Origin of the sequence: Bacillus sp. FSL W8-0640, assembly GCF_038007725.1 — a bacterium.
Taxonomy (GTDB): Bacteria; Bacillota; Bacilli; order Bacillales; family Bacillaceae_G; genus Bacillus_A; species Bacillus_A cereus.
In genome coordinates this window covers 1,932,456-1,944,964 of the sequence record NZ_JBBOXT010000001.1, presented here as the reverse complement: position 1 = coordinate 1,944,964, position 12,509 = coordinate 1,932,456, and the positions used below count along the sequence as shown (strand labels likewise).

The following is a 12,509-nucleotide window of genomic DNA, read 5'->3' as shown; positions in this document are numbered from 1 at the left end:
GAGTTTTAATAATATGAAACTGCTCCTAATTCTTCGTCTTTTGCAAACATAGAAAATACCGCTTCTGAAACATCGTCGTTTAATTGCTTTAAATCTTTTGATAACTCCTTTACATCTTTAGCAATTTCACCTAATAAAGAACGGTTTATCCCCCTGCTGTTGTCATTCATAAAGAGATTTAACAATGAGTGACGATGACTTAATATATGTTCAGATACAATTGCAGCTACATTTGTATCAACTACAAAATCTCCTTTAAACAAATCTAGTAAATCTTGCACGTAAGAAGCTGCAACTTCTTTTGCAATTTCTAAAATTTCACTTGTAGCTAAATATACTACAACACTTCCAGCTAAAAAATTTATAGCAGTATTAAATACAGACTCTAATACTTCTAAAACTTTTTCCTTACATTTCGCTAAAGTTGTTTCAATCCATTCTACAGCGATATCTACCGCTCCTTTTATTTCAATTGTAGCCATTATACTAAATTGGATTGCTTCTCCTGTAATTTGAGATTTTAGTCCTTCATACTTTTTATTGAGGTTATAAATACTTTCTGTCACTTGATCCTTTATTTTTCTATACTCTCTCTCAGCTTGTACAGCATCTGAATAAGTAAGTACCGCCCATAAAATCGGTGAAATCGGTGTTCCTTGTATGATAAAGTTTATTCCTATACCTGCGACTTGTTCTTCCGCTAAAGAAACTTTTCTTCCAAACTTTTTATTTATAAGTCCTGTATAAAAAGCACCTGCCGATTGGGTAAACTCTACAAAACCTGGAATTATATCCCCTCCAGTATCATTAGTACTGGTTAATTTATCAAACCATATTAACTTGCCATTATTATCATAATCTTTCTCAGAAAAAACGTAAGAATGCCATGCTTGGTTTGGAATTATATACATTCTCCCAGGGATTGTAAAGTCTGCCACTTTTATTCCGAGATGTAATGGATCCTTTTCGTTAATAACATTCCTAATATTATTCATATCAAATCCATTACCAAATTTATCAATATCTCGGTTTAATACAGGTGCTGGATTTAATGTTAATGATTCAATATTATCTTCTTGGTGCCTTAACGATACCGTATTAGCCAAACCACCACCTAATGAATGCCCTGTTACACTAATTTTGGCAGAAGGGTTATCATGTTTAACCTTCAAATAAAATTCTTCTCCTTGATCATACTGTCTAACTGTAAAATCGTGTTCCCAATTACCTAACACCATTTTATTTGCACCCGTTATATTATGTCCCCCAATTTCACCATCTGTTATTGCATCCGTTGCATCTTCCGTTCCTACATATGTTATTATAATTTCTCCTGTAGACCTATCTTTAAAAGCATATGCAGCAAATCCTGTATTTTCATCAACTTTATCATCTATAAGTTCTGCGTTAAAGTTCTTTTTTAATGTTTCTTTATTTGTTTCACTTGATTGGTCATAAGGATATTCCCCAGCTTTAAATAGATAAATATCCTTTCCAGCTAGCTCCAATTTTCCCCAATCAGAACTTATCTTTAGTTTTTTATCTAGCTCCACATCCTTACTCATATTCTTCCCTCCTAATCACTTATAGTTTTTATACTGTTCTTTGTAATTTATATACTCTTTTTTTGCATCTTGATTATTACCTTGCTGACTATCAAAATATGTGTGTATCTGTGATATATATTTTACTAACTTGCCTTCATCATTTCTCTTCTTATAATTCATTACGATACTTACTTGTAATATCTGCTCTAAGCCATTTTTAGAATCAATATGCAGTACAATTGATCCACCACCATATTCATCATATTGTATTTTCAAGTTATCATTAATAATGCTCTGAAAATCTGATTCAGTTAATTTGTATCCAACAGTACTAGGTTGATCAAACTTTTTTATATCACCTTTGGGCTTCATCTTTAGTTTCCCTATTCCTTTTAAACGATCTACAATTAAGTTCACATATGAAACGTCCAGATTCGATTCCGGACTTTGTACCCGTCCATTTTTATAACTAATATTTGTACTATAATTAACTTCTTCTTTATAATTTTTATTGTCTACTTCTGAGGTAATTTCTTGTGTTGTATTTCCATATAAACTTTTATCTTTCGTATTATATATACCTTTCGAAGTCTGATAGATTGTTTTACTGTGCTCTCCATCTTCCTTTTGTTCATATGTACTATATATACCTCTCTGTTTCACATACGCGTATCCATCATCACTAGCAGACATTACCTTCCCCATATCCCCTTCATCCAAAGCTTTGACAAATGGCTTATAATCTATTTGCTTTTCTCCAAAACCACATCCACTTAATAAACTTGCCACTATTGACACGACTATCATCACCTTAGCTTTCTTTTTTAATTTCATACTGTCACCTCGTTAGTTACTCTAGGCATTTTTAGTTTCATTATGTTCCCTTTTTGATAGTAATACACTTCATCTTTACCTAATGGTGCTTCGTTGCTTATATATTTTATATTGAAGATACTTTGATCATTTAATGGCATTGCGATAATTGCTGCTGTTAGTTTACTTCTCATTTTCATAGGTAGAGCTTCACGATTTCGGTCCATGTAGTCGTGGTGACCTGCTAATACAAAGTAAATACCTACTGTACGAGATAAATCAATTAAAGTCGCTGCATCCTCCATTTCTAAATAAACAAATTTACTAAACTCTTCAACATTTGTCATGATAATGAGTTGTTTTGTGAATGCAGGAATTTCTCTACCTTCTTGTCTTGCTTGTGCTAATTCAAAAGCTCGTTCACGAATTACTTCCATCCAATACTTCGCATGCATATTGATTTCATTTTCGTCTACAATGTAGTGCGTCACATCGTCTTTATATTGAACGAAACTATACTCTGCTGTATCCACCAACGTCACACTTTCAAAATAATCTTTATTCAATTGAGATAGGATGCTAGATACAATTTGCTTTCTCATACTATCATCTACACTATAAATCATTAAATGATCATTCACTGCAATATCATGAGCTACAACTTCTACGTTTGCAAAATCAAGCCCCATTGGAATTCTTGCTGCTTGTAGAGCTTTTGTAACGTCTTTATTTTTACGATAAGTAGCAATATCAATCACTTCTGGCATCATTGGAATTGCCTTCGGACGTTCTCCATCCCATTCTCGATCCATATCATTTGCTTCTTGTTGTAATAATTGAATTTGCTGTAATTCATCTTCTGCTTTCGTAGGTAGTGCAACCTGGAATAATGTAGGAGATTCTAGTTTTATTAACGCTCTTCCTGCTGTTTCTTCCACTTTTATATCAGATCTCCCTACAATACTAGCTACTTCACTTTGATCAATCATATATAGGCAAGTTTGGATTTTAATATTATTGTACAATTGAATTCTAAGTGCATTTTGTCGCCCTGCACTAATTAAGGTATGAATTCCTAAACTTGCACCATCTCGGACAATTTGCATAATTAGCATTTCAAAGCTTTCATAGAACTTCGCTTCTTTTACTGCATCATAATTGTCGATTGCAATAATAATATGTGGTATTTCTTTCCCGCTTGCCTTTTCATACATTTCAATATTTGCAACGTCATATTCACTTAATAATCGTTTACGATTTTTCATTTCTTGAGTTAATCTTTCAACAAACTTTAAACATTTTTCAGATTCATCAATCGTAATCGTATCCGCTACATGAGGTAATCCTTTCAAAGGTAGAAGACCATTTGTTCCAAGGTCCACTAAATACACATGCAAATGCTCCGGACTATGCTGACGAGCTACATCCATAATGACTGATTGTAAGAATGTGGATTTTCCGTAGCCTGGACTTGAGAAGACCGCTACGTGTCCGTCTTTACTAATATCTAGTGTTAATGGTGTTTGTGATTGTAATTCTGGCTGATCTAGTAGACCAACTGTTGCTTGTAATGGTTTCTTTTCTTTCGTCCATGCTTCTGTGAACTGAATAGCATGTAAGTCTTGTAAATATACGCTTTCTGGAAGTGGTGGTAACCACGGTCTTGCTAACGCTTCAATTTCATTTATTTCTGCGTAATCGTGAATGTAGTCAATAACAGCATCCAGTTCAGATGGTACGCTTATTACTTCTTTACTGCTACCAAGGCCACTTAAATCTTCACTTAATATTTCATATTGTCCTAGATCATTTATTGCATAGATTGTTGCGTCTAAATGTTCTTTATCCTCTTTGTTTTCTACATAGTCTGCTCCGCTCCAAGCTGATTGGAATAGTTCATAAATTTCATTATTCCCAACTTGTAAGTAAGCACGTCCTGGTAATGTAATTTCAGCGGCATCTGGCGTTTTTAAGATTTCATTACTATCTGACGTATTTTGAACTTTTAGTGCTAGTTTGAATTTCGAGTTACTCCAAATTTGATCATCTACAACACCACTCGGTTTTTGCGTAGCTAATATTAAATGGATCCCGAGTGAACGACCGATACGCGCTGTTGAAACTAACTCTTTCATAAATTCTGGTTGTTCTGACTTCAGTTCCGCGAATTCATCACTAATTAAAAATAGATGTGGCATCGGTTCACTTACTAAGCCTTCTTTATACAGTTTTTGATACTGATTAATATGGTTTACATCATTTTCCCCAAATAATCGTTGTCTTTTTTGTAATTCAGCTTTAATTGATGCGAGCGCTCTCATACTTTGTGCTCCATCTAAGTTCGTAATTGTTCCTAATAAATGCGGTAAGTTTTTGAATAAATTCGCCATACCGCCGCCTTTATAGTCAATTAGTAAAAAGGCTACTTCGTACGGATGGAAATTAACTGCTAGAGATAAAATGTACGATTGTATAATTTCTGATTTACCTGAACCGGTTGTACCTGCTATTAATCCGTGTGGTCCGTGTGCTTTTTCGTGTAAGTTTAAGTTTACGATATCTTCTTTACCACGTAATCCAAGTGGTACAGCTAAAGATTTATGCGCTGCATTTTTCTCCCAACGACTTGTGATATTCAGTTCTTTTACTTTTTCAACGCCGTACATTTCTAAAAATGTTACGCTTTCTGGAATACTATTTTTTAAGTTTTGCAAATGATTTAATGGTGCTAATGCCCGTGAAATATCTTCTAAATTAAACCCTTTCGGTACGTGATTTAGTTTAAATTGACGGTTAACAAGCTCTCCTTGCTCTAAGATGATGTTCCCTTGTTTTGCATCTCTTATATCTATTACCGTTTTCACATGCTCCGGTAAACTTTGCATAACATCTTGTACAAATACAAGTGATACACCTAATTGACTCGGATCATCATTAAAGAATTCCATAACAACATGGTCTAATATTAGTTTTTCATCTGTAATGAGAACGACATAGTGCGGTGCAAAGTACATTTTTTCATTAGTAGAACTTTTTTCATCTAGTTTTAATTTTCGTTCTTTCAATATTTGATACAAACTATTTAACACTTGATCACGGCTACGATCATGGTATACAAATCCACGTACATTTATATCGCGAACACTTCCATGAGGTAACCAGCGCATCCAATCCCATTTTTCTTTTTCTTCTTCCGGAAAAATAGTAATAAACTGCAAGTCATAATAACTATGGAATAAAGCCGTTTGTGCAACTAATAATTGTAATTGCTCTAACACTAAAGAGCGTTGGCCAATATAACCGACTGGTCCATTCATTAAATCTGTTACAACTGGTACATCTTCTAATGATAGATAACGCTGTCTTAGTTCACGCGCTATATCAATTAACTCATCTTTCGTTTGACTAAATTCTTCTTCATTAAATTGAATTTCAAAACTCGTATTAGCTTGTCCTGTTCCAACGCTAAATGTTAAGAAATCATGATGTAACATTGTTTTTTCATAAATTCTAGGATTTACTTGAACTGCCATATTACGTATTACTTCTACATTTGGATTGTGATAATGTAATGCGTGACGCTGTTTTTCACTTTCTGCATGTAAATCTTTCGTTTTTTGTTTTATATACTCTCTATAGCTTTTATCTCGTTCAACAATGTCGACTTTATATTGCTTTAAATTTTTTATATACGATGTGACAGAAACAATGATTGTTACTAAGGTCATCGCAATCGATGCGATAATAAACATTCCATATTTCATGAAAATTGCAAGTAATACGGTTACGACAATCATGACAAGTGAAGGTGCAATGATTCTTGCTAAATGCTCCGTTGGTTTTGATGGCATACTTGAAGGCTTTGCAATTGTCATTTTCTCTTCTGGTTCACGGTAAATAATACGTGGTGAACGATGATAGTCTGGATAACCACTTTGATAATTCGTTTCTGATTCTACTAAAATAGGTAACGCAGATTTCACTTTATCTTCTGAAGAAAGTACTTGAATGTCTTCACTACCAATCTCCAATAAAATACCATCAAAATATAATACGTCTCCTGATTCCAACATAACGCTATCTTTTAACTTCGTATAATTATGAAATACATCCCCGCCATACACGTTCACTTTAAAAGAATCGTACAACGTTTCGCGAGATAGCATTAAATCTACACTAGTCCCGGTAATAGAAATATCATCGTAATCGTTTTGACTCACTGTAAGAGAATGTTTCGTTCCAATATCAAACACTTTAGTTGTGCCAACAATAGATATAAAGATTTTCAAGCTCATATCTCTTGTTTTCCCAATCTCAATTTCCTTATTGAATTCTATTAATTGATCCTGTACCATCCAAGCATTTACTTCATTATTCCACTTTAACTCTACTTCTTGTTCTAAACTTGGATTCGTAATATCATTTGTCCACTCTTTTCCAATCGACACTATTGATTGCTCATTTGGATGTAATGTGCACTTATATATTTTGTCTCCATAAGTCAATACTAATAGTTGCTCCATCCGTGTTCACTGCTCCTTTTCAACTGTCTCATCAAGTGCTTACTCTTTTTTCTCTGTGTCCGACAAATTTTTATCGTTTGATGAATTGCCATATTTCTTTTTATATTCATCTAATTGTTGCTCATATGTTTTTAACTTTTGATCACGTTCTTCCCCTGATAAATCTGGATTATTTTTCAGTGATTCAATTTGTTTAACAAGGCCGTACATAATAAGCTGAGGATCATCAAGTGTCTTAGCTAAATCTAATGATTTATCAAAATTACCTTTTCCGTTATACATCCAATACAGCAAATACTTTTCATCACTTTTCAAACTAATATTTTTCATAATCGATTTCTTTTGAGCTTCACCTAGTTTTTCAGCTGTAATGTATGCAAATGCTAACTCATATTTAGATGCAATCGGTAATGATTCAAACTCCTCTTCATTCAATTGCGTAATGACTTTGTCATAATCAGTTGCTATGAAACTTGCATTTGCTTCTAACAATTTATTTTGATAAGGAAATTTTATAAAAGTGAAATATATTAAAGGAGCAGCTAAAATAACTGTCGCCGCTATGAAGGAAAAAGCTAAGTATTTAAATGATTTGTAGCTTTTTTTAGGTACTAACTGCATATTTTTTTCTGTTTTTGTTTGTTCCTTCTCAAAGCTGTCATCAAGAAACTGCAGTAATGCATCTAAGCTTTCCATTTGAGCAACGGTCTGTTCAAATGTTGTTTCTTTTGCATCTTTTAGTAACCCAGCATACAAATCATCAAAGTTATGTTTTTGGGAGAATAAAGCAATAATTAGACACTTATATTGTGTTAAAAATTGCTCTTCTAATAACGGGGTTGGCGGAACAATATCTCGAATTCCTCTATGTATAATACTTGGTATTAAATTAGCATTAAAAACTATATTGTCTGGATGTAAAAAGAACGTGATTCGTTTATTTAAATATTTACGAAACTGCGCAACATTCCGAAGTAGTCTTAATTTCTCATTTCTTCCAAAACGGCTAAGATCGTCCCACTTATATAATTTTTTATCTACTTGATATAGAAACGTAAACATATCATCCGTTTCTTCTATTGTTAATGGTACAAATTCAGATGATTCGCCCGTAATTATATCGAATTGACGGAAGTCTTTTATACGTGTTTGAGATTTGGTCATCTCCAATTTCCAATTTTCTTTTTCTATTTGAAATTGATAGTTCATTGCATCAATTTGAATTATTTTTTCCGTCATGTTTATCCTCTTCTCCTTTTCTTTATAACCCGTAATAACTTATTTTCAAATAACTAAAAGTAAAAAATATTCTTTATAAAACTTGCAAAATATCTCCATCTGTTATTTGGTGATCAATTAAACGATCATTATCTGTTAAAACAATTGACTTATTTTTCACTTTAATTACAAAATGTGAACCTTCATGATTATCAATCTTTAGCGTATCTAATAAGTTTTTTAATAAATATTTAATAGATTGATGATTCGGAATACGCAAATCATATGTATTTCCATTCCATTTACTAAAATCTACTGTCACATTGATATGTGTTTGTATTGCCATCGCTTTACCTCCAACTTTTACGAAGAACCGTATAAATACCGATGCAAATAAGTAGAATGCCGCCGCCAAATAATAATATTATTGTTATACTAATTGGCTCTTCATTCATTGTTTCATTACTCGCTACTTCATCTGCACTTTTTCTGACAATGTATTCACTGCTAAACAAACTATTTTTCGTATCTTTAACACTATTATTCTCTTTTGTTTTTGTAAAAAGAGAATCTCGCAAAGCTTCCATATCTTTTTGTTCTTTCTTTTTCTTTTTCTCAATTTCTTCTTCTATATCTTTGTTAAATAACTCAATCGATGCTTTATCTAATTCTGTTTCCTTATGTTCCTTTTTATTTTTTTCTTGGTCGCTTTCTTCAAGTCGATCCACTTTAAACTTAATCTTCCCATCATCACCAAGATAACTGTCAGCCGCGCTCCTTATCGGTAGCGCGACAAACAGTAAAAGGATAGAGAGAAATGATAACTTAGCCACTATGCTCCATTGTTTGATCATTTACTTCTTTTTCCTCCCATTTCTTATGCCATACAAATAGATTACTAACCAATCCAATAATGGCAATTACAAACAATACGACAAAAATAACTTTCCCAGTATCTTTACCACTAATAAAATCATTTAGAAAACTTTCTATATACTGAAGCGGTGAGAATTGACGTATCTTTCCGACAGAAGACATTTGATCTACTTTACTTCCAACTGCCTCAGTTAAAAATAGGTACATGCTTAAAAATACTAATAGTATAAACATACCTACCATTTTTATTTGTCGTAATAAGTAGGTTGAGACCAATACAAACGCCATCATAATAAATGTGATGAACGCAATCCATAGTAAACTTTGATCCTGACCGAACTTTAAAAGACGCCCAGAAATGATACCTATACTAATCCCTTCCACAATTGATATACCGAAAGCTACTACTGTAGTTGGTACATTCATATCAATTAATGAGAATTTCTCTTCAAAATGATCTGATTGCATTCGTTTCTTTTCTTGATTCGCAATTGCGTATGCTGTAAATAATGCAACAATGAAACAAGTTAATACAATTAAGTACGGTGTAAAAGCATTACCTGCTGCAATTACTCCATCATTTTGCTTTTGAACTGGACTAGCTAAAAAGTCATATAGCATCTCATTTTGACGATCTCCAATACGGCTATTCGCTAAAATTTTCGTAAAGTTTTTGGAGAATGATTTATCATCTTCCATTTTCTTCGTAAAGTCATTTAATAATAAATCAGCTTTTGAAACAATTGTCGTTCCGCTGTCTTGAATTTCTTTTGCTTGTCCATTAATTTGATCAAATGTTTTATATACATCGTCTGAAGTTGCTAAACTATGCTTCGAACTTTCGACCAATGACTGACTTTGCATCATTAATGATTTAATACCAGAATCTAACGATAAAATAGCTGTTTGCTCACCAGCATGATTTGTTGTTAATACTTGCTGCTCTTCAACTAGCTTTAAACTATTCTCACGCCATTTCGCTAAACCTTTTAAATACTCTCCTAAATTTTCATTCATACTAGTTGCTTGTTGCGTCGTTCCATTTAATTTCTCCGCTAGTAGCATAGAATTTTGATCCGCACTAGTAATAGATTGTTGATAAGAGTTTATTTTTTGTTTTAAACCTGACATATCTTGCTTTATTTCTGTAGTAATACTTGATGAAACAAGATTTGAAATTAAATCAATTAAACTTTGTTTATTTAATACGTAGTACAAAGATTGATCCGTCGCAATTGCATCTAAACTTCCCTCTTCTAACTTAGGACCTACATCTTTCGTTCTTAAATCAATCCCATAATACATTTCGTAAAGGCTCATTAAACCTTGATAACTTTCGACTGTATCTACTGCTTCTTTAATTAATACACTAGATATATTTTTTGTTAATACTTCTGCTTTTTGATGTACAACTTGATTCGTTGTACTTTCAGTAACTTTACCGTTATCTGTTCCCGTTTCGCCTCCTGGATTTCCTCCGGTCCCGTTGTCTGTTCCCGTTCCGCCTCCTGGGTTTCCTCCGGTTCCGTTGTCTGTTCCCGTTCCGCCTCCTGGATTTCCTCCGGTTCCGTTGTCTGTTCCCGTTCCGCCTCCTGGGTTTCCTCCGGTTCCGTTGTCTGTTCCCGTTCCGCCTCCTGGGTTTCCTCCGGTTCCGTTATCTTTCCCCGTTCCGCCTCCTGGGTTTCCTCCAGTTCCGTTATCTTTCCCTGTTGTGTTTTCCATTTTTTTAATAATAGGGTTTTTAGCACTGTGTACTAACGGCATTATGCCATACTGTGATTTATGAACCACATTTTCCACCTTGCTATTTTCCGTTTGTGTTCCTTTATCTTCTTTGTTAGGTTTTTCTTTTTCAGGACTAGTTTCTTTTTTATGAGTCCCACTCAATTCCCACTGCCACATTACAGGAGAGAAAACATCTATATTGATGTTTGGATCTTTTAACTTCACATGCAGATCAATCTTTATATCCCCTTCATTACGAGGAGCTATTGTAATTTCTCCTGCTTCGCTTTGAAGAAAATCACTTGTACGATCCACATCATCAATATATAAAGCTTCTGTACTTCCATCTAGTTTAAATTCTTCTGGAATCTTTATCTTCAAAATTTGCGGAGATTCCATTTTAATTACTTTCGCAGTATCACTAAATGTAATTCCCTCTGTATAAAGTCTATCCTTTACTTCTTTAATAGCGTTTCCTAAAGATATTTTATTTACAGGATCATAATAAAAATTATTTTCTTTATTATATTTTTTTGTAAATTGAATTACATTTTGCAGTTGTAATTTCGTCGCATCTGGTAAATCGCTTTGACCGATTTCTTCCATGTTTAAACTAGGTAATTTCGCAATTAAATTCTCGATTTGTTTCTTTATTCGAGCATCTGGTTGTTTCATTAATGTATTTATGAAGATTTCTTGCTTTCCATCATTCGACATAGATTGCTTTAACTTCTTAATTACCGTCTCTTGAATATCACTTTCTAACTTTCCTGCAAGTTCTGTATCATATTCAGATACTTGTTTTTTTACATCTGCTAAATATTTTTGAATCGCTGCAGCATCAGTTAAAATATTCGGTTCTTTCTCTGAAAACGTAAATTGATTTGAAATAATTTTATTAGCGGATTCCAATGCACTTAATTGCTTTAAAGCATCGCCTGTATTCATATCATTCATATATTGATTGAATTGATTTATGAAATTATTCGCTAACAAATTGTTATCAGTTTGCATTTTTTGAAAGTTATTAAAACCATCTAAGTACGTACTGTTTGATTTATTCCCTTCATCTAACGCTTGACCGAAACCTTTTAAAACATCCTGAAATCCTTTGAAACTATTAACAGAAACACCTGTATAATCTTGTACTGTTTTAAATTGATTTGTGTAATTTGCTAACGGACTATGTATATCTTTTTTATACATAGTTGTTTGAACGTTTCCTTTTTCAATTATTTTACCTATATTATCTTGTGCACCTTGTAGCTTACCGATAATACTCGCAAAATAAACGTCGATTATTTGCTTATTGAAATCTTCTAAAATAACAGAAGCTGTATTTTCTGCCTCAGCTTTCAAATCCTTATTCCCAGTTGCATTTACTTTGTAGTTTAACGTTAATTTCTCTGGAATCTCTGAATCAATCGCAACTGCCTTCCTAGAAAAATCATTTGGAATAACAATCATCATATTGTAATTATTATTTTTCAATCCATTTTCTGCTACCCCGCGACTAACTACGTACCATTCTTGTTTCGTATTTTTATTTACATTTTTAACAAATTGATCTCCAAATGCTATTTTATTGCCCTCAAATACAGTGCCCTGATCTTCATTTACCAACGCAACTGTCATTTTTGGTGTAGTATTCTCATTAGCTTTCTTAACATTTTGATTTAATGCTAAATAGGAGACCCCTGTTGATAGTACAAGAGCTAAAATAATAAACAACAAGATGCTCCATTTGAACTTTTTCACTACTTATCACTCCTGCGACTGCGAGTCTATCTGATGAAAGACTTCGTAT

General features: G+C 33.2%; 6 protein-coding genes and 2 pseudogenes. All 8 read right to left on the bottom strand.

Features of this window, described 5'->3' with window-relative positions; all coding sequences use genetic code 11:
• Nucleotides 1-5: 5 nt before the first annotated feature.
• On the bottom strand, nucleotides 6-1,565 hold the full coding sequence (locus N2V80_RS10155) for a lipase family protein (RefSeq protein WP_000031234.1): 1,560 nt from the start codon (nucleotides 1,563-1,565) through the stop codon (nucleotides 6-8).
• 15 nt (nucleotides 1,566-1,580) lie between these two features.
• Nucleotides 1,581-2,381, bottom strand: coding sequence for a DUF3952 domain-containing protein (locus N2V80_RS10150; protein ID WP_000768470.1), 801 nt, complete (start codon nucleotides 2,379-2,381; stop codon nucleotides 1,581-1,583).
• Nucleotides 2,378-6,607 (bottom strand): annotated as a pseudogene (essC, locus tag N2V80_RS10145) (type VII secretion protein EssC); the annotation flags it as partial. The gene N2V80_RS10150 and the pseudogene essC, both read right to left, overlap by 4 nt.
• A pseudogene (locus tag N2V80_RS30515) lies at nucleotides 6,602-6,883 on the bottom strand (FtsK/SpoIIIE N-terminal domain-containing protein); the annotation flags it as partial. The pseudogenes N2V80_RS30515 and essC, both read right to left, overlap by 6 nt.
• Nucleotides 6,884-6,922: 39 nt before the next feature.
• Nucleotides 6,923-8,122, bottom strand: coding sequence for a type VII secretion protein EssB (essB, locus tag N2V80_RS10140; RefSeq protein WP_000136611.1), 1,200 nt, complete (start codon nucleotides 8,120-8,122; stop codon nucleotides 6,923-6,925).
• A gap of 73 nt (nucleotides 8,123-8,195) precedes the next feature.
• Nucleotides 8,196-8,447, bottom strand: a complete 252-nt coding sequence (locus N2V80_RS10135) for an EsaB/YukD family protein (RefSeq protein WP_001007571.1) — start codon at nucleotides 8,445-8,447, stop codon at nucleotides 8,196-8,198.
• A 4-nt stretch (nucleotides 8,448-8,451) separates the two neighbouring features.
• Entirely contained in the window at nucleotides 8,452-8,955 is a 504-nt protein-coding gene (gene essA, locus N2V80_RS10130) for a type VII secretion protein EssA (protein ID WP_000595658.1), read from the bottom strand.
• Nucleotides 8,927-12,460 carry a type VII secretion protein EsaA gene (gene esaA, locus N2V80_RS10125; RefSeq protein ID WP_340979785.1) on the bottom strand — a complete coding sequence of 1,178 codons (3,534 nt, stop codon included), beginning with the start codon at nucleotides 12,458-12,460 and terminating at the stop codon, nucleotides 8,927-8,929. Before esaA ends, essA begins: the two co-directional genes overlap by 29 nt.
• Nucleotides 12,461-12,509: the final 49 nt, after the last annotated feature.